This is a genomic window from Klebsiella sp. GW_Kp182 (assembly GCF_040062275.1).
Lineage (GTDB): Bacteria > Pseudomonadota > Gammaproteobacteria > Enterobacterales > Enterobacteriaceae > Klebsiella > Klebsiella michiganensis.
Genome location: NZ_JBEAFQ010000009.1, coordinates 62,116 through 88,109 on the forward strand (window position 1 = coordinate 62,116; position 25,994 = coordinate 88,109).

Here is a 25,994-nt window from a genome sequence, read left to right on the forward strand (position 1 = left end):
CCGCTTTCTGCGCGCTGGCGGTAGACGAACTGGCTGCGACACCCACGCCCCTTGAATGATGACGAGCTGATATGTCGCTATCCCGACTTCTAATCAAAGACTTCCGCAATATTGAAAATGCGGATCTCGCCTTATCCCCCGGCTTTAACTTCCTGGTTGGCGCCAACGGCAGCGGCAAAACCAGCGTACTTGAAGCTATCTACACGCTTGGCCACGGTCGGGCGTTTCGTAGTTTGCAGATTGGCCGCGTGATTCGTCACGAGCAGGAGTCCTTTGTCCTGCACGGTCGCCTGCAGGGCGAAGAGCGAGAAGTATCTATCGGCCTGACAAAAGATAAGCAGGGCGACAGCAAGGTGCGTATCGATGGTACCGACGGGCATAAAGTGGCGGAGCTGGCGCACCTGATGCCGATGCAGCTGATTACGCCCGAGGGGTTTACTTTACTCAACGGCGGCCCCAAATACAGAAGAGCGTTCCTTGACTGGGGATGCTTCCACAACGAAGCCGGATTCTTTACCGCCTGGAGCAACCTGAAGCGCCTGGTGAAGCAGCGCAACGCCGCGCTGCGTCAGGTCAGCCGCTATGCGCAGCTGCGGCCCTGGGATCTGGAGCTGATACCGCTGGCGGAGCAAATCAGCCGCTGGCGGGCCGAATACAGTGCCGCTATCGTCGAAGACATGGCGGATACCTGTCGGCAGTTTTTACCGGAGTTTGCTCTCACCTTCTCTTTCCAGCGCGGCTGGGAGAAAGAAACGGATTATGCCGAGGTGCTGGAGCGAAATTTCGAACGCGACCGCATGCTAACCTATACCGCCCACGGCCCGCACAAAGCGGATTTCCGCATTCGTGCCGACGGCGCGCCGGTAGAGGATACATTGTCACGCGGGCAGCTTAAGCTGCTGATGTGCGCCCTACGACTGGCGCAAGGCGAGTTTCTGACCCGTGAAAGCGGGCGGCGTTGCCTGTACCTGATAGATGATTTTGCCTCGGAACTTGACGACGCGCGGCGCGGGCTGCTGGCCAGCCGCTTAAAAGCCACGCAGTCGCAGGTTTTCGTCAGCGCCATTAGCGCTGAACACGTTATGGACATGTCGGACGAAAATTCGAAGATGTTTACCGTGGAAAAGGGTAAAATAGCGGATTAACCTAAGATAAAATGAGCGAGAAACGTTGATGTCGAATTCTTATGACTCCTCCAGTATCAAAGTCCTGAAAGGGCTGGATGCGGTGCGTAAGCGCCCGGGTATGTATATCGGCGACACGGATGACGGCACCGGTCTGCACCACATGGTATTCGAGGTTGTGGATAACGCTATCGACGAAGCGCTCGCAGGTTACTGTAAAGACATCGTTGTTACTATCCACAGCGACAACTCCGTCTCCGTACAGGATGACGGCCGCGGTATTCCGACCGGTATTCACCCGGAAGAGGGCGTGTCGGCGGCGGAAGTGATCATGACCGTTCTGCACGCGGGCGGTAAATTCGATGATAACTCGTATAAAGTTTCCGGTGGTCTGCATGGCGTAGGCGTTTCCGTTGTTAACGCCCTGTCGCAGAAGCTGGAGCTGGTCATTCAGCGCGATAACAAAATTCACCGTCAGATTTATGCCCACGGCGTGCCGCAGGCGCCGCTGGCGGTTACCGGCGAAACCGAAAAAACCGGCACCATGGTTCGTTTCTGGCCGAGCTACGAAACTTTTACCAACGTGGTCGAATTCGAATACGAGATTCTGGCAAAACGCCTGCGCGAGCTGTCGTTCCTGAACTCCGGGGTGTCGATTCGCCTGCGCGACAAGCGCGACGGTAAAGAAGATCATTTCCACTACGAAGGCGGTATCAAAGCGTTCGTCGAATATCTGAACAAAAACAAAACGCCGATCCACCCGAATATCTTCTATTTCTCCACCGAAAAAGACGGCATCGGCGTTGAAGTTGCGCTGCAGTGGAACGATGGTTTCCAGGAAAACATCTACTGCTTTACCAACAACATTCCGCAGCGCGACGGCGGTACCCACCTTGCAGGCTTCCGTGCGGCAATGACCCGTACCCTGAACGCCTACATGGATAAAGAAGGCTATAGCAAAAAAGCGAAAGTCAGCGCCACCGGCGACGATGCCCGTGAAGGCCTGATTGCCGTGGTCTCCGTGAAGGTGCCGGATCCGAAATTCTCCTCGCAGACCAAAGACAAGCTGGTCTCTTCCGAGGTGAAATCGGCGGTCGAACAGCAGATGAACGAACTGCTGAACGAATACCTGCTGGAAAACCCGTCTGACGCCAAAATCGTGGTCGGTAAAATCATCGACGCGGCGCGCGCGCGCGAAGCCGCACGTCGCGCGCGTGAAATGACTCGCCGTAAAGGCGCGCTGGATCTGGCTGGCCTGCCGGGCAAGCTGGCGGACTGTCAGGAACGCGACCCCGCGCACTCTGAACTGTACTTAGTGGAAGGGGACTCTGCGGGCGGCTCTGCGAAACAGGGGCGTAACCGTAAGAACCAGGCGATTCTGCCGCTGAAAGGTAAAATCCTTAACGTTGAGAAAGCGCGCTTTGACAAAATGCTCGCGTCTCAGGAAGTGGCGACGCTGATTACCGCGCTGGGCTGCGGCATTGGCCGCGATGAGTACAACCCGGACAAACTGCGCTACCACAGCATCATCATCATGACCGATGCGGACGTCGACGGCTCGCACATTCGTACGCTGCTGCTGACCTTCTTCTATCGCCAGATGCCGGAAATCGTTGAGCGCGGACACGTCTACATTGCCCAGCCGCCGCTGTACAAAGTGAAGAAAGGCAAGCAGGAACAGTACATTAAAGACGACGAAGCGATGGATCAGTACCAAATCTCCATCGCGCTGGATGGCGCCACTTTGCACACCAACGCCAACGCGCCGGCCTTAGCCGGCGAGCCGCTGGAGAGACTGGTTGCCGAGTATAACGCCACGCAGAAAATGATTACGCGTATGGAACGTCGTTATCCTAAAGCCCTGCTGAAAGAGCTTATCTATCAGCCGACGCTGGCGGAGGCCGACCTGGCGAACGAGCAGACCGTAACGCGCTGGATCAACGCCCTGGTGAGCGAGCTGAACGAGAAAGAGCAGCACGGCAGCCAGTGGAAATTTGATGTCCGCGAGAACGCCGAGCTGCAGCAGTTTGAGCCGATCGTTCGCGTGCGTACCCACGGCGTGGATACCGACTACCCGCTGGATCACGAGTTTGTCACCGGGCCGGAATACCACCGTATCTGCGCGCTGGGCGAAACGCTGCGCGGTCTGATTGAAGACGATGCCTTTATTGAGCGCGGCGAACGTCGTCAGCCGGTGGCCAGCTTCGAGCAGGCGCTGGACTGGCTGGTGAAGGAGTCCCGTCGCGGCCTCTCTATCCAGCGCTATAAAGGTCTTGGTGAGATGAACCCGGATCAGCTGTGGGAAACTACCATGGATCCGGACAGCCGCCGCATGCTACGCGTGACCGTCAAGGACGCGATTGCCGCTGACCAGCTGTTCACGACCCTGATGGGGGACGCCGTTGAACCGCGTCGCGCCTTTATCGAAGAGAACGCCCTCAAAGCGGCAAACATCGATATTTAATCGTCGTACACCGCCATACTCAGGCCGCGCGTTTAGCGCGGCTTTTTTGTGGGCGCAGGCCTGTCCAGCGACATCACGGACGGTAAGCGGCTGGCGAGCGTATCGACGGCAATTCTCACCCTCAGCGGTAGATGCGGCGTCTGTTGCCAGACCGCGTGAACGTCGAAGCGCACATCCGGCGCCTGCTTTAACAGCGGAACGAGCTTCCCCTGATGAATTTCTTTGCTGACCATCCAGCAGGGCAGCCATGCAATGCCGTGTCCGGCCAGCGCAGCGTCGCAGATCGCCTGCAAATCATCCATATTGAGCGATGAACGGGGAGTGAAGGTGTGCGAGGCACCTTCGCTATCCATCAGCTGCCAGGAGAGCACTCTGCCGGCCTGCAGATAGTTAATGGCCGCATGATGGAGTAAATCATCAACGCTTTGCGGCGTGCCCTTCTTCAGCAGATAATCCGGCGCGGCGCACAGCACCATGCGGTGTTCTCCCAGCCTTCGGGCGACCAGAACGCTGCTGTCCTGAAGCGTGCCGTTACGCACCGCCATATCAAACCCTTCCTCGACGAGATCCACCACGCGATCGCTGAATGACATCTCCAGCTCAAGGCCTGGATGTTCCTGCGCCAGCGCGATCAGCAGCGGGGCGACGCACTGGCGGCCAAACAGCACCGGCATGGCCACGCGCAGGCGGCCACTGACCTGCTGTTTCCCCGTTTCCAGCAGCGATTCTGCGCCCCGAATTTCCTCCAGCGCGCGCAGGCAGTGTTCATAAAAAAGGGCGCCGTTGTCGGTCAGGCTCTGGCTGCGGGTCGTACGTTGAAACAGACGTACCCCCAGTCGCTCCTCAAGGCGAGCGATGCTCTTTCCTACCGCCGAACGCGACAAATGCAAACGGATTGCGGCCTGAGCAAAACTCCCAGCCTCAACGGCGGCCACAAAAACCGGAATATCCTTCAGCGTATCGGTCATGGATTGTATCTTTTCTTTCATCAATAATGGGAAAACTTATCGCCACTGGCGACCCTGAGTCAACGGTAGACTGTCGCTCCTGAAGCTTATTTAATGGCAGGAGAGAAAAAATGACTGAGACAATGCAACGCTGGTCCATGGACGCCCTCGGGCGCGACAACCTCAAACTCATCCAGGCGCCTGTTCCGCAGCCAGGGCCGGGTGAAGTCTGCGTACGGGTGAACGCCGTTGCGCTCAACTATCGCGATAAAATGGTCATTGAAGGCACCATGCCGATTGCGCTTTCCTTCCCGTTTACGCCGGCGTCCGATATGGCGGGAGTGGTGGAAAGCACGGGCGAGGGCGTCACGCGTTTCACACCCGGCGCTCGCGTCATCTCGACCTTTTTCCCGGAGTGGATCGACGGTAGGCCAACAGCGGACGCCCGCACTTTGCCCTATAAAACGACCGGCGGTTACTTCCAGGGCATGCTGTCTGAGTACGTGATTGTGAATGAAAACGGGCTGGTGGCCGCCCCGGAAACCCTGGATGACGCCGAGGCCAGCACGTTACCGTGCGCCGGGCTTACCGCATGGTTCGCGCTGGTGGAGCGCGGTCATTTACGCGCCGGGCAATCGGTACTGGTGCAGGGCACGGGCGGTGTGGCGATATTCGCTTTGCAAATTGCCAAAGCGCAGGGGGCAGAGGTTTTTGTCACGTCCGGGAGCGATGAAAAACTGGCGCGGGCCAAACAACTCGGCGCCGATTATGGCATCAACCGGCTTAAAGGCGACTGGGCTGAAGGGATATACGAACTGACGAACGATCGCGGCATCGACCACATCATTGAAACCGTTGGCGGGGAGAACCTGAGGCATTCCCTGCGCGCCGTGGCGGTTCATGGGCGTATTTCGGTCATCGGCGTGCTGGCCGGCAGTGAAATCTCGCTGCCCGCAGGCGAACTGTTGCTGAAATCCCCGGTGATTCAAGGTATTGGCGTGGGGCACCGTCGCGCACTGGAAGATTTTGTCCGCGCCGTTGACGTGACCAGGCTGAAACCGGTGATTGAGCACCGTTACCGCTTTAACCAGCTTGCACAGGCGCTTGAACACCTCGATCGCGGTGCGTTTGGCAAAATCGTGCTCACCCGCGAGTAAGACCCCGTTCCCCGGATCTTGCCTAAAAGGGGGGGTTCTGCTGCGCAATGTAGCTCTATTTTTGTGGGCTTAATCGCGTTAGCATGAGTAAGGACTCATCTTACCCGGGGATTTCATGGCTATTAAACTGATTGCAATCGATATGGACGGCACGCTGCTGCTGCCTGACCATACTATCTCTCCTGCGGTGAAAACCGCGATTGCCGCAGCCCGTGAACGCGGCGTCAACGTGGTGCTGACCACCGGCCGTCCTTACGCTGGCGTGCACAGCTATCTGAAAGAACTGCATATGGAGCAGCTTGGAGATTACTGCATCACCTATAACGGTGCTTTAGTGCAGAAGGCGAGCGACGGCAGTACCGTTGCGCAAACCGCGCTGGGCTACGACGACTACCGCTATCTGGAACAGCTGGCCCGCGATGTCGGCTCCCATTTCCACGCGCTCGATCGTAACACCCTGTATACCGCGAACCGCGATGTGAGCTATTACACGGTACATGAATCCTACGTGGCGACGATCCCGCTGGTCTTCTGCGAAGCCGAAAAGATGGATCCGAATATCCAGCTGCTGAAAGTGATGATGATCGATGAGCCGGCGATTCTGGACAAAGCTATCGCCCGTATTCCGGCTGAGGTGAAAGAGAAGTACACCGTGCTGAAAAGCGCGCCGTACTTCCTTGAAATTCTTGATAAACGCGTCACCAAAGGTACCGGCGTGAAATCGCTGGCCGATGCGCTGGGCATCCAGCCGGAAGAGGTGATGGCGATTGGCGATCAGGAAAACGACATCGCGATGATTGAATACGCTGGCGTCGGCGTGGCGATGGATAACGCGATTCCGGCTGTCAAAGAAGCGGCAAACTTTATCACCAAATCCAATCTGGAAGACGGTGTGGCATATGCTATTGAAAAATATGTCTTAAACTAAAAATCTCTTTCTGAAAAACCCGCGTTTATCGCGGGTTTTTTTATGCCCTGAGTTTAACCCGCCGCAAAATCTCCAAACCGAATTGTCGTTTTTGTGATCTAAATTGTAGTACAACATGTTTGTATTGTACTACATTGTGTCCATGGCGATGACGAGTGACATCACGTTAGTACTACAAAGTTGCGGTTAAAACCGCCTGTCGCGGTAAAGTAGAGAGACATCCAGAGCACAAGGACTTTCCATGACTCTCAATAAAACCGATCGCATCGTCATCACGCTGGGCAAGCAGATTGTCAGCGGCAAATACGTTCCCGGCTCTGCGCTGCCCGCGGAAGCCGACCTGTGTGAGGAGTTTGCCACCTCGCGCAATATCATTCGCGAAGTGTTCCGTTCGTTAATGGCTAAGCGGCTGATTGAAATGAAGCGCTATCGCGGCGCGTTCGTTACCCCGCGCAACCAGTGGAATTATCTCGACACCGACGTTTTACAGTGGGTGCTGGAGAGTGATTACGACCCGCGGCTGATTAGCGCGATGAGCGAGGTACGTAACCTGGTTGAACCCGCGATCGCCCGCTGGGCGGCAGAGCGCGCGACGTCGAGCGACCTGGCGCAAATAGAAGACGCGCTCAACGACATGATCGCCAATAACCAGGACAGGGAAGCGTTTAACGAAGCGGATATTCGCTATCACGAGGCGGTGCTGCAGTCGGTGCATAACCCGGTTCTGCAGCAGCTCAACGTGGCGATCAGCTCGTTACAGCGGGCGGTATTTGAAAGAACGTGGATGGGCGATGAGGCCAACATGCCGAAAACGCTCCAGGAACATAAGGCGCTGTTTGACGCCATCCGGCATCAGGACAGCGAAGCGGCGGAGCAGGCGGCGCTCACCATGATCGCCAGCTCGACACGAAGGTTAAAGGAAATCACATGACATCTCGCTACATCGCAATTGACTGGGGATCGACCAACCTGCGCGCCTGGCTCTATCAGGGCGAACGGTGCCTGGAGAGCAGGCAATCGGAAGCTGGCGTCACGCGTCTAAACGGACACACCCCCGCCGCGGTGTTTAGCGAAATAACCCGGGGCTGGCGCGACGGCGCGACCCCGGCGGTGATGGCAGGAATGGTCGGCAGTAACGTCGGCTGGCAGGCGGTACCCTACTTGCCGGTTCCCGTTCATTTCTCCGCCATTGGTGAACAATTAACTGCCGTTAGCGACAACGTCTGGATTATTCCCGGACTCAGCGTCTCTCGCGACGATAACCATAATGTGATGCGCGGCGAAGAGACTCAGCTCCTCGGCGCGCGGGCGATAGCCCCTTCTTCCGTCTACGTGATGCCCGGCACCCACTGCAAATGGGTGCAGGCAGACCGCCAACAAATTAACGACTTTCGCACGGTGATGACCGGCGAACTTCACCACCTGCTGCTGCGCCACTCGCTGGTCGGCGCCGGGTTACCGGAGCAGGTCTCCGCTCCTGACGCGTTTAATGCCGGGCTTGAGCGCGGCCTGCATTCGCCAGACATCCTGCCGCAGCTTTTTGAAGTTCGCGCTTCACACGTGCTGGGTTCGCTGCCGCGCGCGCATGTCGGCGAGTTTCTGTCGGGACTGCTGATTGGCGCGGAAGTCGCCACCCAGAGCCAACGCTTTCGCGACCAGCAGGTCACCATTGTCGCCGGCGAGGCGCTGGCGAACCGCTATCAGCAGGCACTGAGCGCCATTGGCCGTCAGACCAGCGTGGTGTCGGGCGACAACGCATTTCAGACAGGAATAAGGAGCATCATCCATGCAGTGGCAAACTAACTTACCGCTTATCGCTATCCTGCGCGGGATTACGCCGGAAGAGGCGCTGGCGCACGTGGGGGCGGCGATCGACGCCGGCTTCGACGCCGTTGAAATTCCGCTTAACTCACCGCAGTGGGAAAAGAGTATTCCCGCCGTTGTTGAGGCTTATGGTGATAAGGCGCTGATTGGCGCGGGCACCGTGCTTAATGCAGAGCGGGTGGACCAGCTTGCCCGAATGGGCTGCAGGCTTATCGTCACGCCCAATATTCAGCCGGAGGTCATTCGCCGTGCGGTGAGCTACGGCATGACGGTTTGTCCCGGATGCGCGACGGCGACGGAGGCGTTCGCCGCGCTGGACGCCGGGGCTCAGGCGTTGAAAGTCTTCCCATCTTCGGCTTTTGGCCCTGACTACATCAAAGCGCTAAAGGCCGTTTTGCCGCCGGAGGTGCCCGTTTTTGCGGTGGGCGGCGTGACGCCGGAAAATCTGGCGCAGTGGATAAAAGCAGGCTGTACCGGTGCCGGGCTGGGCAGCGATCTCTATCGCGCTGGCCAATCCGTAGAGCGTACCCAACGGCAGGCGGCAGCATTTGTTAAAGCGTATCGAGAGGCAGTGCAATGAAAATAACCAAACTCACCACGTATCGTTTACCCCCGCGCTGGATGTTTCTAAAAATTGAAACCGACGAAGGCGTGGTTGGCTGGGGCGAGCCCGTGATTGAAGGGCGCGCGCGCACCGTAGAGGTGGCGGTGCATGAGCTCGGCGATTATCTCATAGGCCAGGATCCGGCGCGGATTAACGACCTGTGGCAGGTGATGTACCGCGCGGGCTTTTACCGCGGCGGCCCGATTTTAATGAGCGCCATCGCCGGTATCGACCAGGCGCTGTGGGATATTAAAGGCAAAGTGCTGAACGCGCCGGTCTGGCAGCTAATGGGCGGCCTGGTGCGTGACAAAATCAAAGCCTACAGCTGGGTTGGCGGCGACCGTCCGGCAGAGGTGATTGATGGCATCAAGAAGCTGCGCGGTATTGGTTTTGATACCTTCAAATTAAACGGCTGCGAAGAGCTGGGGCTGATCGATAATTCTCGCGCGGTGGATGCGGCGGTGAATACCGTCGCGCAAATTCGCGAAGCGTTCGGCAATGAAATTGAGTTCGGTCTCGATTTTCACGGCCGCGTTAGCGCGCCAATGGCGAAGGTGCTGATTAAAGAGCTGGAGCAATATCGCCCGCTGTTTATTGAAGAGCCGGTTCTTGCCGAGCAGGCGGAATATTATCCGCGACTGGCGGCGCAAACCTCGATTCCTATCGCGGCGGGCGAACGCATGTTCTCGCGCTTCGAGTTTAAACGCGTGCTGGAAGCCGGTGGGCTGGCCATTCTCCAACCCGATCTGTCGCACGCGGGCGGTATTACCGAGTGCTATAAAATCGCCGGAATGGCCGAAACCTACGACGTGGCGCTGGCGCCGCACTGCCCGCTGGGGCCTGTTGCGCTTGCCGCCTGCCTGCACGTCGATTTTGTCTCCTATAACGCCGTCTTCCAGGAGCAAAGTATGGGCATTCACTATAACAAGGGCGCGGAATTACTCGACTTTGTGAAAAATAAAGACGACTTCAATATGGAAGGCGGTTTCTTTAAACCATTAATGAAGCCCGGGCTTGGCGTAGAAATCGATGAAGCGCGGGTCATTGAATTAAGTCAGAATGCGCCGGACTGGCGTAATCCGTTGTGGCGGCATGAGGATGGTAGCGTCGCCGAATGGTAAATGCGCGTCATACTTTGCGCTGCTGATGCGTTGGCTGCATTTTCTTATCCCAGTCACATACTAATGTATGCTCCTGGGAATGCGAAAATTTGCCGCCTTTCCCCAGCACAAATTATTTAGCGCATTACGGTTAAGTTATTAATAAAAAATTTAAATAAACCCTCTGTAAATTACCGGGCATGGTGAGCGGCCTCGCTATGCCCAAAATCTGGAGACAGATTGCGATGGATATTTCAGTTACAGCTGCAAAACCCGGGCGTCGTCGTTATTTGACGCTGATTATGATCTTTATTACCGTGGTGATTTGTTATGTTGATCGCGCCAACCTTGCGGTGGCATCGGCGCATATTCAGGAAGAGTTTGGTATTACCAAAGCGGAAATGGGATATGTATTTTCCGCCTTCGCGTGGCTGTATACGCTTTGCCAGATTCCTGGCGGTTGGTTCCTTGACCGCGTGGGCTCAAGGCTGACCTACTTTATCGCTATTTTTGGCTGGTCGGTGGCGACGCTACTGCAGGGATTTGCCACGGGGCTAATGTCGTTGATTGGCCTGCGCGCGATTACCGGGATATTTGAAGCGCCGGCGTTTCCCACCAATAATCGCATGGTGACCAGCTGGTTTCCGGAGCACGAGCGCGCATCAGCCGTCGGTTTTTACACCTCAGGCCAGTTTGTCGGGCTGGCATTCCTGACCCCGCTATTAATCTGGATTCAGGAAATGCTGAGCTGGCACTGGGTATTTATCGTTACCGGCGCTATCGGGATCGTATGGTCACTGATTTGGATTAAGGTTTATCAGCCGCCGCGTCTGACGAAAAGCATCAGCAAAGCCGAGCTGGATTATATTCGCGACGGCGGTGGTCTGGTGGACGGCGATGCGCCCGTTAAAAAAGAGGCGCGGCAGCCGCTGACCAAAGCCGACTGGAAGCTGGTATTCCATCGCAAACTGATTGGCGTTTACCTTGGACAGTTTGCCGTGACCTCGACGCTGTGGTTCTTCCTGACCTGGTTCCCCAACTATCTGACCCAGGAAAAGGGGATTACGGCGCTGAAAGCGGGCTTTATGACCACGGTTCCGTTCCTTGCCGCCTTTGTTGGCGTGCTGCTCTCCGGCTGGCTGGCGGACAGGCTGGTGAGAAAAGGTTTCTCATTAGGCGCCGCGCGTAAAACCCCGATTATCTGCGGCCTGCTGATCTCGACCTGCATCATGGGCGCAAACTATACCAACGATCCGGTGTGGATTATGGTCCTGATGGCGCTGGCCTTCTTCGGTAACGGCTTCGCTTCCATTACCTGGTCGCTGGTCTCTTCGCTTGCGCCGATGCGGCTTATCGGGTTGACCGGTGGAATGTTTAATTTCGTCGGCGGGCTGGGCGGTATCACCGTTCCGCTGGTGGTGGGTTATCTGGCCCAGGACTATGGTTTTGCTCCTGCGCTGGTTTATATTTCCGTTATTGCGCTGGTGGGCGCGCTCTCTTACATCCTGCTGGTGGGGGATGTCAAACGAGTAGGCTAATTCTTTCCGATACGATACCCTGATGCGAAAGTCTCGCATCAGGGTATGTTTATGAAACAAGTCACCTTTGCTCCCCGTCATCATCAACTTACCAACACGCGCGCCTGGACGGCGGACAGCCGGTGGCTGGTCTTTGACGTTCGTCCCTCTGGCGCCTCTTTTACCGGCGAAACCATCGAGCGGGTGAATGTCGAGACGGGAGAGGTTGAGATCCTCTACCGTGCCGGACAGGGCGCGTACGTTGGCGTGGTGACCGTTCATCCATCGATAGATAAATATGTCTTTATCCACGGGCCGGAAAACCCTGACGAGCGCTGGCATTACGATTTCCACCATCGTCGCGGCGTGTTCTCCTGGCAGGGCGAAACGCACAACCTCGATGCGATGGATATTTCCGCCCCCTATACACCCGGCGCGCTGCGCGGCGGCAGCCATGTGCATGTCTTCAGCCCGAACGGCGAATTTGTCAGCTTTACCTATAACGACCACGTGCTGCATGAACGCGATCCGGCGCTGGATTTGCGCAACGTTGGCGTGGCGGTTCCCTATGGCCCGGTAGTACCGCGTGGGGATCATCCACGAGAATACGGCGGCAGCCACTGGTGTGTGCTGGTCAGCCGCACAACGCCGACCCCCGCGCCGGGCAGCGACGAGATTAATCGCGCCTATGAAGAGGGCTGGGTGGGCAACCGGGCGCTGGCGTTTATTGGCGATACGCTGGCGGTAAATGGCGACAAAGTGCCGGAGCTATTTATTGTCGAGCTGCCGGAGAGCGAGCAGGGCTGGAAGCAGTCTGGCGATGCGCCATTGGCAGGAACGGAAACCACGATGCCGGCTCCCCCTGCCGGCGTTGTTCAGCGTCGCTTAACGTTTACCCACCAACGCCGTTACCCGGGACTGGTGAATACGCCGCGTCATTGGGTGCGCGCTAATCCCTCGGCAACGGACATCGCTTTTCTGATGCGCGACGAGGCCGGCGTGGTGCAAATGTGGCTTATCTCGGCGCAGGGAGACAAGCTGCGGCAGCTGACCCACAGCCGATCCGATATCCAGTCGGCGTTTAACTGGCATCCGTCAGGAAAATGGCTGGGCTTTGTGCTGGAAAACCGCATCGCGCTTTGTGACGCGCAGAATGGGGAAATCGACTTTTTGACTGATGGGCATGCCAATCCGCCTTCGGCCGACGCGGTCGTCTTTTCGCCAGACGGCACACGGCTTGCCTGGATGGAGGAGGTGGACGGTTACCGCCAGCTGCGGGTAACCGCAACGGCGCGCTAAATCAGGGGTTCGGCATTGGCGCTGGCGGGATCACTGCGTTGGTCGCCAGCGTCTCTTTCTCGCTCTTTTCCACGCGCGATTTAACCGAGCTATCGGTGCGGAACATATCCCACGGTAGCAGCAGCGTGTCCATAACGGCCGTGAGCGGCATATCCAGCGCCACCAGGGATTTCGTACCCCAGTTGGCATCGCTATCTCCCAGCATTTGCGCGCTGGCGCGCGTTCCCGGATAGGTTCCTTCCTTACCGCCGGTATGTGACATCACGCTGGAGCAACCGCCTAAACTTATCATCCCGCTAAGCAGGACCAGCTTTAACAGACCGTTTTTCATCATTTTTCCGTCATCGTTACGGGCGTTGATAGAACCTTCTATGTACAAAATCATGCAGGGCGCAGCCAACAGAGCCGCGGCCTGAAGAATGGCGTACATATCGGTTATATCGGGCCATTCCATGGATGCATAGTGCCATTGCGCCGCACTGTGGCAGGCGTCGCACTTTGCCTTTTGTGCTGTCCCTCCAGTCTAAGCAATAGACCGCAAACTGCAAAAAAAATTGCCCTTTTCCCCTTGAAAAGGTCATGGATATACCCATTTTAGGAATGTGTCTCCCGGAGAATACGCCGAATGGGTATTCCGGGTAATAACGGCCTGTCCATGATGGAAGGTCAGATAATTCTCGCTGATTTCAGGAGCTATGTATTATGCGTAATTTCGATCTCTCCCCGCTGTATCGTTCTGCTATTGGTTTCGACCGCCTTTTCAATCTGTTAGAAAATAATCAAAGCCAGAGTAATGGCGGCTATCCTCCGTACAACGTTGAGTTAGTAGACGAGAACAACTACCGCATCGCGATTGCCGTTGCCGGTTTTGCCGAGAGCGAACTGGAAATTACCGCGCAGGATAATCTGCTTATCGTAAAAGGCGCCCATGCCGCCGAGCAGAAAGAGCGCACTTATCTGTATCAGGGCATCGCTGAACGCAATTTTGAGCGTAAATTCCAGCTTGCGGAAAATATTCATATTCGCGGCGCCAACCTGGTAAACGGTCTGCTGTATATCGACCTTGAGCGAGTTATTCCTGAAGCGAATAAGCCGCGCCGTATCGAGATCAACTAATTTTTTGGGCCGCGAAGGCGGCCCGATATTCATTCAAAAAACTGCCCGCCGTCAGGGGGCAAAGGCGAATCCACAGGATTTGCAGATATCCACTCGCTTCTTAGAAGGAGAAAGACTATGCGTAACTACGATTTATCCCCGCTGCTGCGTCAATGGATCGGTTTTGACAAACTGGCCAACGCGCTGCAAACCGCCGGTGAAAGCCAGAGCTTCCCGCCCTATAACATCGAAAAAAGCGACGACAACCACTATCGCATTACCCTTGCGCTGGCCGGTTTCCGTCAGGAAGATTTGGATATCCAGCTTGAAGGCACGCGCCTGACGGTAAAAGGCGCGCCGCAGCAGCCGGAAAAAGAGACCAAATGGCTGCATCAGGGGCTGGTTAACCAGGCGTTTAGCCTGAGCTTCACGCTCGCCGAAAATATGGAAGTCTCCGGGGCAACCTTTACCAACGGCCTGCTGCATATCGATTTGACCCGCAACGAGCCGGAACAGATCGCCCCGCAGCGCATCGCCATCAGCGAGCGCCCCGCGTTAGATAGCTAATTAAGCTAACCACCTATAAAGCCCCGATGTTCGGGGCTTTTTTGTGCGTGATACGCATTACTTTGTCCTTTCTTGCTATGTTCAACAAAATGGTCGTTGGCTGATCCCGTGATTATTGTGCGCCAGGCGGCATACAGCCTGGTGAGTACCGGTCATAATCCTCATTGTGAGTAATGTTATACACAGGGAAGAGACGATGAGTGATATAGCATTGACCGTTAGCGTATTGGCGCTGGTGGCGGTCGTCGGATTGTGGATCGGCAATGTAAAAGTGCGCGGTGTCGGCTTCGGTATCGGAGGCGTGCTGTTTGGCGGTATTATCGTCGGCCACTTTGTGGACCAGGCGGGCATTACGCTCAGCAGCCCTATGCTGCACTTTATTCAGGAATTTGGCCTGATTCTCTTCGTGTATACCATCGGTATCCAGGTGGGGCCGGGCTTCTTCGCCTCGCTGCGCGTCTCCGGCCTGCGGCTGAACCTCTTCGCTATTCTGATCGTCATTCTCGGCGGCCTGGTCACCGCGGTCCTGCATAAACTGTTCGATATCCCTCTTCCCGTGGTGCTCGGCATCTTCTCCGGCGCGGTAACCAACACGCCTGCGCTGGGGGCCGGGCAGCAGATCCTGCGCGACCTTGGCGTACCGCTTGATACCGTCGATCAGATGGGGATGAGCTACGCCATGGCCTATCCGTTTGGCATCTGCGGCATTTTGCTGACCATGTGGCTGGTGCGACTGTTTTTCCGCATCAACGTCGAGAAAGAAGCCCAGCAGTTTGACGAGCTCAGCGGCAACGGCCACGCGCATCTTCAGACCATCAACGTGCGGGTCGAAAACCCCAACCTGAACAATATGGCGATTCAGGATGTGCCGATGCTTAACAGCGACAAGCTGATCTGCTCGCGCCTCAAGCGCGAGGAGATGCTAATGGTGCCCGCGCCGAATACCCTGATTCAGCTCGGAGACCTGCTGCACCTGGTCGGGCGACCGGAGGATTTACACAATGCCCAGCTGGTGATTGGCAAGGAGGTTTCCACTTCGCTCTCCACGCGCGGTACCGATCTGAAAGTCGAGCGCGTGGTGGTCACTAACGAAAAAGTATTGGGTAAACGCATACGCGATCTGCACTTTAAACAGCGCTATGACGTGGTGATCTCGCGACTCAATCGCGCCGGGGTTGAGCTGGTCGCCAGCAGCCATGCCAGCCTGCAGTTCGGCGATATTCTTAACCTCGTCGGCCGTCCGGAGGCGATTGACGCGGTGGCCGCCGAGCTGGGCAACGCCCAGCAAAAACTGCAGCAGGTGCAGATGCTGCCGGTATTTATCGGTATTGGCCTGGGCGTGCTGCTGGGCTCCATTCCGCTGTTTATTCCGGGGTTCCCGGCGGCGCTGAAGCTGGGCCTGGCAGGGGGGCCGCTGATTATGGCGCTGATCCTCGGGCGTATCGGCAGCATCGGTAAGCTCTACTGGTTTATGCCGCCCAGCGCTAACCTTGCGCTGCGCGAGCTGGGCATTGTGCTGTTTCTCGCGGTGGTTGGCCTGAAATCCGGCGGCGATTTTGTGGCGACGCTGATTGACGGTGATGGCATGAGTTGGATTGTCTACGGCATCTTTATCACCGCTATCCCACTGCTGGCTGTCGGTATTCTGGCGCGGATGCTGGCGAAGATGAACTACCTGACCCTGTGCGGGATGCTGGCCGGTTCAATGACCGACCCGCCCGCGCTGGCCTTTGCCAACAATCTGCATGCCACCAGCGGCGCGGCGGCGCTCTCTTACGCGACCGTTTATCCGCTGGTCATGTTCTTACGTATTATTACGCCGCAGCTACTGGCGGTGCTGTTCTGGGGGATAGGTTAACGGATTCTCCGCCTGGACGCGCCGCAGGTGGTAGTCCACCTGATACTCGCTGGCGTTACGGAACATCACCGAATAGTTAAGAAACTCGCCGCTGTCGCTGTAGGAAAGGGAGGTTATACGCAGCAGCGGCGTCTGCTCCGGCACGTTCATCGACTGCGCCAGCTGCCTGTCCGCCAGCACCGGCGACAGCGTTTCATAGTTGCCGCTAATGGTTATGCCACACTCCTTCTCGATGTAATCGAACTTCGACCCTTCCAGATGCACCAGCGACAGATTGCGAAACAGCTTCACCGGCATATAGCTGTCCTCCAGCATTAGCGGCTTGCCATCGACATAGCGCACCCGGCGCGAGAAGTAGATCCGTTCATCAATTTGTATCCGCAGCAGGCTGGCGATAGCCGGGGGGGCGGGCATCACCTCAAAAACCAATACCCGGCTGACCACCTCTTTACCCTGCTTGCGCAGCACCTCGGCCAGCCCGGTCAGATTGCTGGTTTCATGATGCAGGTCTTTGCGGGCGACGTAGGTGCCGGAGCCGTGCCGACGCACCACCAGTCCCCAGGTGACCAGCAGATCGATGGCTTTGCGGATAGTCATGCGCGCGACGCCGAACTCTTCCGCCAGCTTTTTTTCCCCGGGAAGCGGGCTGCCGACTTCGAAATCGGAGGAGTTGAGACGCAAACGTAATCTGTCGGCGATGGATTTGTAGATCACCAGTAGACCTCTATTCACTCAATTGAAAACGATGATGCACGGATTATTAGCTTTAAAAATAGAGTTAATACATATGGATAAATACGCTTCGTTACAGAGGCGTAATCAGCGCAATTCAGAATGTCTAATTTTTACTTAAAAAGTAGACAACATTGGCGCAATTAAAACCATGAAAGCGATCACGAATCGTAACGGCGCCGCATGTTGTTGACCGGGCAAATTTCTATTCTCGTTTCAGGCCAGTACAAATAATTACCCTGAATCATTCACCGCGGTACGTGAAGCATGCCGGGTATGGATAAGGCCACTCACCCTATGAGTTGTTATATGAGGATTTTCAAATGCTCAGTCAAATACAACGCTTTGGCGGCGCCATGTTTACCCCGGTTTTACTCTTTCCTTTCGCCGGGATCGTGGTGGGTATCGCCATTATGCTGCGCAACCCGATGTTCGTCGGGGAAGCGCTCACAGCACCCGATAGTTTATTTGCTCAGATCGTTCACATTGTTGAAGAGGGCGGCTGGACCGTCTTTCGTAATATGCCGCTGATTTTCGCCGTCGGTCTGCCGATCGGCCTGGCGAGACAGGCCCAGGGCCGGGCCTGCCTGGCGGTACTGGTCAGCTTCCTCACCTGGAACTACTTCATCAACGCCATGGGGATGACCTGGGGCCACTTCTTCGGCGTCGATTTTTCCGTGGAGCCGACGCCAGGCAGCGGCCTGACGATGATGGCCGGGATTAAAACGCTCGATACCAGCATTATCGGCGCGATCGTTATCTCCGGGCTGGTGACCGCCCTGCATAACCGCTACTTCGATAAACCGCTGCCGGTGTTTCTGGGGATTTTCCAGGGCTCCTCGTTTGTGGTGATTGTCGCCTTCCTGGCGATGATCCCCTGCGCCTGGCTGACCTTGCTGGGCTGGCCAAAAGTGCAGATGGGCATTGAATCGCTGCAGGCCTTCTTACGCTCGGCCGGGGCGCTGGGGGTCTGGGTCTATATTTTCCTCGAGCGCATTCTGATCCCGACCGGTTTACATCACTTTGTCTACGGACCGTTTATTTTCGGTCCGGCGGTAGTGGAAAGCGGTATTCAGGTTTACTGGGCGCAGCATTTACATGAGTTCAGCCAGAGTACCGAGGCGCTGAAAACCCTGTTCCCGGAAGGCGGATTCGCGCTGCACGGTAACTCGAAGGTCTTTGGTTCCGTCGGTATCGCGCTGGCGCTCTACTACACCGCCGCGCCGGAAAATCGCGTGAAAGTCGCCGGTCTGCTGATTCCCGCCACCTTGACCGCCGTACTGGTGGGAATAACCGAGCCGTTAGAGTTCACCTTCCTGTTTATCTCGCCGCTGCTGTTTGCCGTCCATGCGGTGCTGGCGGCCACTATGGCGACGGTGATGTATATCTGCGGCGTGGTAGGCAACTTTGGCGGCGGCCTGCTCGACCAGTTTCTGCCGCAAAACTGGATCCCCATGTTCCACAACCATGCCTCAATGATGTTTATCCAGATAGGCGTTGGCGTGTGCTTCACCGCGCTCTACTTCGTCATCTTCCGCACGTTGATTCTGCGCCTGAACCTGAAAACGCCGGGCCGCGAAGAGAGTGAAATTAAGCTCTATAGCAAAGCGGATTATCAGGCCGCGCGCGGCAAAACCAGCGCCGCGGGGGCTGCGGATACCAAACTGGGCCAGGCCGCCGGCTTCCTGCAGGCGCTGGGCGGAGCGGGCAATATCGAAAGCATTAATAACTGCGCCACCCGACTGCGCATCGCGCTGGTCGATATGGCGAAGACGCAAAGCGACGACGTCTTTAAAGCGCTGGGCGCCCACGGCGTAGTCCGCCGCGGCAACGGAATTCAGGTCATCGTCGGCCTGCACGTCCCTCAGGTCCGCGACCAGCTGGAAACCCTCATCAAAGATTCTCTACAGACCGAACAAACCACCATGACGGAGGCAGTATCATGAAAAAATTCTCAGTTGTTATCGCAGGCGGCGGCAGTACCTTCACCCCGGGCATCGTGCTGATGCTGTTAGCGAACCAGGATCGCTTCCCGCTGCGGTCGCTGAAATTTTACGACAACGACGGCGCGCGTCAGGAGACCATCGCCGAGGCGTGCAAAGTGATCCTCAAAGAGCAGGCGCCGGAGATTGAATTCAGCTATACCACCGACCCGCAGGCGGCCTTTACCGACGTTGATTTCGTGATGGCGCATATCCGCGTGGGCAAATACCCGATGCGTGAAAAAGATGAAAAAATTCCGCTGCGCCACGGCGTGCTGGGGCAGGAAACCTGCGGCCCTGGCGGTATAGCCTACGGTATGCGCTCCATCGGCGGCGTCCTGGAGCTGGTGGACTATATGGAAAAATATTCGCCGAACGCCTGGATGCTGAACTACTCCAACCCGGCGGCCATTGTGGCGGAAGCGACCCGTCGCCTGCGTCCGAACGCCAGAATTCTCAACATTTGCGATATGCCGATCGGTATCGAAGGGCGGATGGCGCAAATCGTCGGCCTCAAGGACCGCAAGCAGATGCGCGTGCGCTATTATGGGCTGAACCACTTCGGCTGGTGGACCTCGATTGAAGATCTGCAGGGTAACGATTTGATGCCGAAACTGCGCGAACACGTGGCGAAATTCGGCTATGTTCCGCCATCAAACGATCCCCATACCGAGGCGAGCTGGAACGACACCTTCGCCAAGGCGAAGGACGTGCAGGCGCTGGATCCGGATACGATGCCGAATACTTACCTTAAGTATTATCTGTTCCCGGACTACGTCGTGGCGCACTCCAATCCGGAACGCACCCGCGCCAACGAGGTGATGGACCACCGTGAGAAAAACGTCTTTAGCGCCTGCCGGGCCATTATTGCCGCGGGCCACTCGTCCGCAGGCGATCTGGAAATTGACGAACACGCGTCCTACATCGTCGATCTGGCGGCGGCGATTGCCTTTAATACTCAGGAACGCATGCTGCTGATTGTGCCAAACAACGGGGCGATTCATAACTTTGACGCCGATGCGATGGTGGAAATTCCGTGCCTGGTTGGCCACAACGGACCGGAGCCGTTGACGGTAGGCGATATTCCCCACTTCCAGAAAGGGATGATGAGCCAGCAGGTTGCGGTGGAAAAACTGGTGGTGGATGCCTGGGAACAGCGCTCTTATCACAAGCTGTGGCAGGCCATTGCGCTGTCGAAAACCGTGCCGAGCGCATCCGTTGCGAAAGCGATTCTTGATGACCTGATTGCGGCCAATAAAGCGTACTGGCCGGAACTGCATTAATCCTGCTGACCGGCAGCCACAGGGTGCCGGTTATTCATTTATCGGCCTGATAGCCCGACTTTATACGGTTATCAGGCCTGAGCTTCCTCTGAAACGGGGCGATTATTAATGCCCTCCGCTTTGGCAGTCAGGTAGAATCGGCGGTATTTTACGCAACCGGGAATCCATCAAGGAGTCATGATGAAAATATCCCGCCTTGGTGAAGCGCCGGATTACCGCTTCTCGCTGGCGAATGAACGTACCTTTCTGGCGTGGATCCGCACTTCGCTTGGCTTTTTAGCCGGTGGCGTCGGCCTGGACCAGCTGGCGCCGGATTTCGCTACGCCGCTGATTCGCGAAATTCTGGCGCTGCTGCTGTGCCTGTTTGCCGGCGGTCTGGCGATTTACGGCCATATACGCTGGCTGAGCAACGAAAAGGCGATGCGGCTGAAACAGGATCTTCCCTATACCCGCACGCTGCTGCTGATCAGTATTCTGCTGACCCTCGTCATCGTGGTGGTGATGGCGCTGGTGCTCTATGCCGGATAATCGCCGGGCGCGTCGCGAGAGCGATCCGGGCCTGCAGCCGGAGCGTACGTCGCTGGCCTGGTTTCGCACCCTTTTAGGCTATGGCGCGCTGCTGGCGCTGGCGATTAAGCACCACTGGCATCAGGCGGGGATCGCATTCTGGATTTCGCTGTGCATATTGCCGTTCGCCGCCCTCATCCTCTGGCGCTATACCCGCAGCCGCAATCTGATGAACGTTGAGCAAAGCGATTTTGCTCAGCCGCAGGCGGTTCGTGACAAATTTTTGATCGCATTCGCAGTACTTTCCCTGTCATTGTTGTTTGCTGTAACCCATATACGACAGGTGATTTTGTTTATTAAGGATATGACATGACAGGATGTCAGGCCGATTACGGTGACGATCGGCACTGCGGTAACTGCAAATCGCTGGCGAGCGATCTTCCGGTACAGGAAGTCATTATCGATCGTCAGGCGTGCCAACGCCCCGAGCGTGTCTACCATCAGCTGAGCGCTCAGGGAGCCGTGGCCATCAAGTTTATTCCCCATCTGCAACCTTCCGACGCCCGGCTGTGGGGGGATTTCCTCTGCGCGGTGTTTGCGATTTGGGTTAAAGAAGATGCTAACCGCATCGTCGTGCCGCTGTTTGAGGCCACGCTGCGCGCCTGGCGCGGCGAGTCGGTGCAGTATGCCAACAATCCGCCGGGGCCTGCCTGCGCGGGCTGCGCCTGGCTAAGATTATGCGGTGGGGGCTGCCCGCAGCTGCGTCTGGAGGATGGCTCCAATGCGCTATGCGAGGGTTACCGGCAGTTTTATAGCTGGAGCGCCCCCTATATGCGCGTTCTGCGCGATCTACTCAATCAGCACCGTTCGCCGGTTGAGCTTATGCATCTGCTGCGCTAAAAAATGGCGACGAAAGAAGCTTCGTCGCCATCGCGTTGACCTGACGGGAGGTTTACCGTCCTTTTGCCAGATACTGCGCCATCTCCTCTTCCGGCACCATGCCGCCGCCGGTTGCCCACACAAGGTGGGTCGCATTGCGCATCTGCCCGGCGGTGAAACCGTGCATCTGCTGATACGCCTGGCTGGCGCAGACCCGCTGCGGCCCGGCCATGCCGGCCAGCGCGGACGGCTCCAGGCGAATACCTTCTTCCTCGGCTAACCAACCCAGCATGTCGTACATTGTCTGGTCATCGAGAGAGTAGAACCCATCCAGCAGGCGCTCCATTGCCCTGCCAACGAAACCGGAAGCGCGGCCTACCGCCAGACCATCCGCGGCGGTCAGATTATCAATTCCCAGATCCTGAACCGAAATCTGGTCATGCAGGCCGGTATAAACCCCCAGCAGCATGCAAGGGGAGTGGGTCGGTTCGGCGAAGAAGCAGTGGACGTTATCGCCAAACGCCAGCTTCAGGCCAAACGCCACGCCGCCGGGGCCGCCGCCAACGCCGCACGGCAGATAAACAAACAGCGGATGACTGGCGTCCACCACGCGCCCTTCGCGGGCAAACTGCGCTTTTAGCCGCTCGCCGGCCACGGAGTAGCCGAGGAACAGGGTGCGCGAGTTCTCATCATCGATAAAGAAGCAGTTCGGGTCGGACTCGGCGGCTTTACGCCCCTGCTCAACCGCCACGCCGTAATCCTCTTCGTACTCCACCACCGTCACGCCGTGGCTGCGCAGTTTGGCCTTTTTCCACGCTCTGGCGTCGGCGGACATATGGACCGTCACCTTGAAGCCGATGCGCGCGCTCATTATGCCAATCGACATCCCCAAGTTGCCGGTGGAGCCAACGGCGATGCTGTACTGGCTGAAGAACGTCCTGAACTCGGGGGTCAGCAGTTTGCGGTAGTCGTCGGCTGTGTTTAACAGTCCCGCGTCGATCGCCAGTTTTTCCGCGTGGGTCAGGACTTCATAAATGCCGCCGCGGGCCTTAATCGAGCCGGAAATCGGCAGGTGGCTGTCTTTCTTCAGCAGCAGATCGCCAGCAATGGGCTGACGAAAGGTTTTTTCCAGCCGGGCCTTCATTGCCGGGATGGCCACCAGCTCGGATTCGATAATACCGCCGGTGGCGGCGGTTTCCGGAAAGGCTTCCGCCAGATAGGGCGCAAAACGATCGAGGCGGGCGTGGGCATCCTGAACGTCTTCTGTCGTCAGGCCAACGTAGGGTAACCCCTCTGCCAGCGACGTCGTTGACGGGTTAAACCAGGTGGTTTCTTTCAGGGCTATCAGCTCCTCCAGTAGAGGAAACTGGGCGAGTAAAGTGGTCATGTCAGCGTTTTTCATATTACGTCTCTTTGCGCTCAGATGATGAAAGAAAGCAGGAATGTACCGGCCAGTGCAAGCAGCGAAGCGATAAAGGTCGCCGTGGTATAGTATTTGAACGTTTCGTTAAGGCTTGCCCCGCAGTACTGCTTAACCAGCCAGAACAGGGAATCCGTCACGATAGTGCAGCCAATCGCGCCGGAGCCGATGGCGATAGCGATGATTTCCGGGCTCACGCCGGGATAGAGCGGCAGCATCGGCGCGACGATGGCGGTTGCGCCCATCATGGCGACGGTGGCGGAACCGACGGCGGCATGCAGAATCAGCGCCACCAGCCAGGCCAGCAGAATCGGGTGCATATCGAGGTTCGACAGAATCACCGCCAGCGTATCGGCCAGGCCGCTGGTTTTCAGAATGGCGTTAAAGGCCCCGCCTGCGCCGATAATCAGCAGGATATTGGCAATAGAGCCGAAACAGTTTTCCGTGTGCGTCAGCAGGGTGCTCATGCCCATATTCTGGCGGATACCCAGCACGTAGTAGGCCACAAAGACCGCGATAAACATGGCGGTGATCGGGTTGCCGATAAACTCCAGCAGCATATACAGCGTGCCGCCTTTAGTCATATTCAGTTCGGCGATGGTTTTTACCAGCATCAGGCCGATCGGCAGCAGCACCGTAAACAGCGTGGCGCCCAGCGACGGCAGAGTCTCTTCTTTGCGCACTTCGAGGTTGGCAAACTCAGCCGGCACCGCTTTAAACGGCAGGCGGTTGCCGAGCAGCCGCAGGAACAGCGGGCCGCCGACCAGCGAGGCCAGCAGGCCCACCAGCAGACCGTAAACGATCACCGTTCCGATATCCGCGCCCAGTTTGTTGGCGACGAACAGCGCAGCCGGATGCGGCGGCACCACGCAGTGCACCGCCATCAGCGCCGTACACAGCGGGATGGCCAGCTTCAGCAGCGACGTGTTGGTCTTTTTGGCAATGGAAAACGCCAGCGGAATCAGCAGCACCACGCCCACTTCAACGAACAGGGTGATCCCGCAAATCAGGCCCACCAGCACCATAATGACGTCGGCGGACAGCCAGCGGCAGCGCTGGAGCGTCAGGCCAATACGTTCCGCTGCGCCGGAGACCTCCATCATTTTGCCGAGAATCGTCCCCAGCCCAATCACCGCCGCAAGGAAGCCCAGCGTGCCGCCAATCCCGCTCTCAATGGCGTTAACCATATCCAGCGGGCTCATGCCCATCATGGCGCCGACGAAAAAGCTTGCCAGCAGTAGCGCCAGAAACGGGTGAAACTTCAGTTTGACGATAGTTAATACAATCAACACGATGCTGATCAGCAGCGTGCTCACAACCCAGATCTGAGATTCCATACCCCACCTCGCCTGTGAATAATCTATGGGTATTGAACAGAAAAACGGCACGCGCTGACAAACGATATAAACGGCCCTTCAGGTGAGTCAGATTGAATCAAAAAGGTGATTTTGCTCTAAAATTGTCTGTTATGTGTGCTATGCATCACTTTTATTCATCTTTAACGCGCAGCTGGCGCGAAAAATTTCTTACACTCGGCGGGGAATAGTGAAGGAGTAAGAGATGGAGACGCTAAAAGAGTTAGGCACTCGCCTGCTTAACGGCTGGCAGCTATCGAAGCTGTATACCTTTGAAGTCGCCGCCCGGCATGAGTCGTTTGCGCTGGCGGCGGAGGAGCTGTCGCTGACGCCCAGCGCGGTGAGCCACCGTATCAATCAGCTGGAAGAAGAGCTGGGGATCCAGTTGTTTGTGCGTTCGCACCGCAAAGTAGAGCTGACGCATGAAGGTAAGCGGGTGTTCTGGGCGCTGAAGTCCTCGCTGGATAGCCTGAACCAGGAAATTCTGGATATTAAAAACCAGGAGCTGTCGGGGACGTTAACGGTCTATTCGCGCCCGTCCATCGCCCAGTGCTGGCTGGTTCCCGCGCTCGGCGATTTTACCCGCCGCTATCCGTCGATCTCGCTTACCGTGCTGACCGGCAACGATAACGTCAATATGCAGCGCGCGGGCATCGATCTGGCAATCTACTTCGATGATGCGCCTTCCTCGCAGCTGAGCCACCATTTTCTGATGGATGAGGCCATCGTACCGGTCTGCACGGCGGATTACGCGCGCCAGCATCAGCTACAGCAGAACCCCGGCAATCTTCGTCACTGTACGCTGCTGCACGATCGGCAGGCGTGGAGCAACGATTCCGGCACCGATGAGTGGTTCAGCTGGGCGCAGACATTTTGCGTAGATTTGCCGCAATCGTCGGGTATTGGCTTCGATCGTTCGGATTTAGCGGTGATTGCCGCGATGAATCACGTTGGCGTGGCGATGGGGCGTAAGCGGCTGGTGCAAAAGCGCCTGGAGAGCGGCGAGCTGATCGCACCGTTCGGCGAGATGACCCTGAAGTGCCATCAGCACTACTACGTGACGACCCTGCCGGGCCGTCAGTGGCCGAAAATTGACGCCTTTATCCACTGGCTGCAGAGTCAGGCGCAATTATGATGACCGGCTTAGTTTCATCCCGGTGGCGCTGCGCTGACCGGGCTACGGGTTTACCTCCGTTTGCGGACCGGTAGCCCGGACAGGCGCGTCAGGCGCCGCCTCCGGGAAATATGCCGGGGCTGATAATTCGCCACCGCTTCCCGGCTTGCGCTGCGCTTAGCCGGGCTACGGGTTCATCGGCGTCCGTCATTTTGTAGCCCGGGTAAGACGCCCCGCG

At 57.0% G+C, this 25,994-nt stretch carries 24 protein-coding genes and 1 other annotated feature; of the genes, 19 read left to right on the forward strand and 5 right to left on the reverse strand.

Going from position 1 to position 25,994, the window contains the following annotated elements; genetic code table 11:
• The first annotated feature begins 71 nt into the window (after window positions 1-71).
• Both recF and gyrB read left to right on the forward strand, forming a co-directional pair.
• Window positions 72-1,145, forward strand: a complete 1,074-nt coding sequence (gene recF / locus ABLU88_RS11525; RefSeq protein ID WP_004126948.1) for a DNA replication/repair protein RecF — start codon at window positions 72-74, stop codon at window positions 1,143-1,145.
• Between the two features lie 28 nt (window positions 1,146-1,173).
• Complete coding sequence (gyrB, locus tag ABLU88_RS11530) at window positions 1,174-3,588, forward strand: DNA topoisomerase (ATP-hydrolyzing) subunit B (protein ID WP_004126944.1); 2,415 nt, start codon at window positions 1,174-1,176, stop codon at window positions 3,586-3,588.
• Window positions 3,589-3,620: 32 nt separating this feature from the next.
• Here gyrB and ABLU88_RS11535 read toward each other — a convergent pair whose 3' ends face one another.
• Complete coding sequence (locus ABLU88_RS11535; protein WP_049079291.1) at window positions 3,621-4,556, reverse strand: LysR family transcriptional regulator; 936 nt, start codon at window positions 4,554-4,556, stop codon at window positions 3,621-3,623.
• A gap of 110 nt (window positions 4,557-4,666) precedes the next feature.
• Between ABLU88_RS11535 and ABLU88_RS11540 the strand changes: the two genes are divergently transcribed.
• From ABLU88_RS11540 to ABLU88_RS11575, 8 genes are all read left to right on the forward strand, one after another.
• A complete protein-coding gene (locus ABLU88_RS11540) occupies window positions 4,667-5,692 on the forward strand; it encodes an NAD(P)-dependent alcohol dehydrogenase (RefSeq protein ID WP_046877119.1) in 1,026 nt (341 codons plus the stop codon).
• A gap of 115 nt (window positions 5,693-5,807) precedes the next feature.
• Window positions 5,808-6,620 (forward strand): sugar-phosphatase, encoded by an 813-nt coding sequence (yidA, locus tag ABLU88_RS11545; protein WP_348836559.1) that lies wholly within the window; start codon window positions 5,808-5,810, stop codon window positions 6,618-6,620.
• A gap of 241 nt (window positions 6,621-6,861) precedes the next feature.
• Window positions 6,862-7,551 (forward strand): D-galactonate utilization transcriptional regulator DgoR, encoded by a 690-nt coding sequence (gene dgoR / locus ABLU88_RS11550; RefSeq protein WP_032751803.1) that lies wholly within the window; start codon window positions 6,862-6,864, stop codon window positions 7,549-7,551.
• Window positions 7,548-8,423, forward strand: a complete 876-nt coding sequence (locus ABLU88_RS11555) for a 2-dehydro-3-deoxygalactonokinase (RefSeq protein ID WP_348836561.1) — start codon at window positions 7,548-7,550, stop codon at window positions 8,421-8,423. The genes dgoR and ABLU88_RS11555 overlap by 4 nt, the downstream gene beginning before the upstream one ends.
• Window positions 8,407-9,024 carry a 2-dehydro-3-deoxy-6-phosphogalactonate aldolase gene (locus ABLU88_RS11560; RefSeq protein WP_014227330.1) on the forward strand — a complete coding sequence of 206 codons (618 nt, stop codon included), beginning with the start codon at window positions 8,407-8,409 and terminating at the stop codon, window positions 9,022-9,024. Before ABLU88_RS11555 ends, ABLU88_RS11560 begins: the two co-directional genes overlap by 17 nt.
• A complete protein-coding gene (dgoD, locus tag ABLU88_RS11565; RefSeq protein ID WP_348836562.1) occupies window positions 9,021-10,169 on the forward strand; it encodes a galactonate dehydratase in 1,149 nt (382 codons plus the stop codon). The genes ABLU88_RS11560 and dgoD overlap by 4 nt, the downstream gene beginning before the upstream one ends.
• Before the next feature lie 179 nt (window positions 10,170-10,348).
• Window positions 10,349-11,686 (forward strand): MFS transporter, encoded by a 1,338-nt coding sequence (locus ABLU88_RS11570; protein WP_071846050.1) that lies wholly within the window; start codon window positions 10,349-10,351, stop codon window positions 11,684-11,686.
• 51 nt (window positions 11,687-11,737) lie between these two features.
• Window positions 11,738-12,964 (forward strand): DUF3748 domain-containing protein, encoded by a 1,227-nt coding sequence (locus ABLU88_RS11575; protein ID WP_348836564.1) that lies wholly within the window; start codon window positions 11,738-11,740, stop codon window positions 12,962-12,964.
• Between the two features lies 1 nt (window position 12,965).
• Here ABLU88_RS11575 and ABLU88_RS11580 read toward each other — a convergent pair whose 3' ends face one another.
• The gene (locus ABLU88_RS11580) at window positions 12,966-13,295 is read right to left on the reverse strand and encodes a YceK/YidQ family lipoprotein (RefSeq protein ID WP_162557612.1); all 330 of its coding nucleotides are present in this window, start codon (window positions 13,293-13,295) and stop codon (window positions 12,966-12,968) included.
• A gap of 303 nt (window positions 13,296-13,598) precedes the next feature.
• Window positions 13,599-13,673 (forward strand) — a sequence feature (ROSE (Repression Of Heat Shock gene Expression) occurs in the 5'-region of heat shock genes and acts as an RNA thermometer to modulate expression.).
• Here ABLU88_RS11580 and ibpA point away from each other — a divergent pair.
• From ibpA to ABLU88_RS11595, 3 genes are all read left to right on the forward strand, one after another.
• Window positions 13,667-14,080: a small heat shock chaperone IbpA gene (gene ibpA / locus ABLU88_RS11585; RefSeq protein ID WP_004126917.1), complete on the forward strand. Its 414-nt coding sequence runs from the start codon at window positions 13,667-13,669 to the stop codon at window positions 14,078-14,080. (Overlaps the previous feature by 7 nt.)
• A gap of 117 nt (window positions 14,081-14,197) precedes the next feature.
• Window positions 14,198-14,626, forward strand: coding sequence for a small heat shock chaperone IbpB (gene ibpB / locus ABLU88_RS11590; RefSeq protein ID WP_014227324.1), 429 nt, complete (start codon window positions 14,198-14,200; stop codon window positions 14,624-14,626).
• Between the two features lie 196 nt (window positions 14,627-14,822).
• Entirely contained in the window at window positions 14,823-16,484 is a 1,662-nt protein-coding gene (locus ABLU88_RS11595) for a putative transporter (protein WP_224322321.1), read from the forward strand.
• Here the strand turns inward: ABLU88_RS11595 and ABLU88_RS11600 are convergent.
• Window positions 16,452-17,198, reverse strand: coding sequence for a GntR family transcriptional regulator (locus tag ABLU88_RS11600; RefSeq protein ID WP_014227323.1), 747 nt, complete (start codon window positions 17,196-17,198; stop codon window positions 16,452-16,454). The two genes, ABLU88_RS11595 and ABLU88_RS11600, sit on opposite strands and share 33 nt — an antisense overlap.
• A gap of 341 nt (window positions 17,199-17,539) precedes the next feature.
• On the opposite strand from ABLU88_RS11600, the gene ABLU88_RS11605 reads away from it, so the two are divergent.
• From ABLU88_RS11605 to ABLU88_RS11625, 5 genes are all read left to right on the forward strand, one after another.
• Window positions 17,540-19,162 carry an alpha-glucoside-specific PTS transporter subunit IIBC gene (locus tag ABLU88_RS11605; protein WP_032751816.1) on the forward strand — a complete coding sequence of 541 codons (1,623 nt, stop codon included), beginning with the start codon at window positions 17,540-17,542 and terminating at the stop codon, window positions 19,160-19,162.
• Window positions 19,159-20,481, forward strand: coding sequence for a 6-phospho-alpha-glucosidase (locus ABLU88_RS11610; protein ID WP_004855669.1), 1,323 nt, complete (start codon window positions 19,159-19,161; stop codon window positions 20,479-20,481). The genes ABLU88_RS11605 and ABLU88_RS11610 overlap by 4 nt, the downstream gene beginning before the upstream one ends.
• Before the next feature lie 180 nt (window positions 20,482-20,661).
• Window positions 20,662-21,009 carry a DUF202 domain-containing protein gene (locus ABLU88_RS11615; protein ID WP_348836591.1) on the forward strand — a complete coding sequence of 116 codons (348 nt, stop codon included), beginning with the start codon at window positions 20,662-20,664 and terminating at the stop codon, window positions 21,007-21,009.
• Window positions 20,999-21,361, forward strand: a complete 363-nt coding sequence (locus ABLU88_RS11620; RefSeq protein WP_014227322.1) for a DUF202 domain-containing protein — start codon at window positions 20,999-21,001, stop codon at window positions 21,359-21,361. The genes ABLU88_RS11615 and ABLU88_RS11620 overlap by 11 nt, the downstream gene beginning before the upstream one ends.
• Entirely contained in the window at window positions 21,358-21,888 is a 531-nt protein-coding gene (locus tag ABLU88_RS11625) for a radical SAM protein (protein WP_004855659.1), read from the forward strand. Before ABLU88_RS11620 ends, ABLU88_RS11625 begins: the two co-directional genes overlap by 4 nt.
• Window positions 21,889-21,940: 52 nt before the next feature.
• Here the strand turns inward: ABLU88_RS11625 and dsdA are convergent, their stop codons facing one another.
• On the reverse strand, window positions 21,941-23,269 hold the full coding sequence (gene dsdA / locus ABLU88_RS11630; protein ID WP_014227321.1) for a D-serine ammonia-lyase: 1,329 nt from the start codon (window positions 23,267-23,269) through the stop codon (window positions 21,941-21,943).
• A 17-nt stretch (window positions 23,270-23,286) separates the two neighbouring features.
• The gene (gene dsdX, locus ABLU88_RS11635; RefSeq protein WP_004116631.1) at window positions 23,287-24,624 is read right to left on the reverse strand and encodes a D-serine transporter DsdX; all 1,338 of its coding nucleotides are present in this window, start codon (window positions 24,622-24,624) and stop codon (window positions 23,287-23,289) included.
• Window positions 24,625-24,847: 223 nt separating this feature from the next.
• On the opposite strand from dsdX, the gene dsdC reads away from it, so the two are divergent.
• Window positions 24,848-25,777, forward strand: coding sequence for a DNA-binding transcriptional regulator DsdC (dsdC, locus tag ABLU88_RS11640; RefSeq protein ID WP_009654317.1), 930 nt, complete (start codon window positions 24,848-24,850; stop codon window positions 25,775-25,777).
• Window positions 25,778-25,994: the final 217 nt, after the last annotated feature.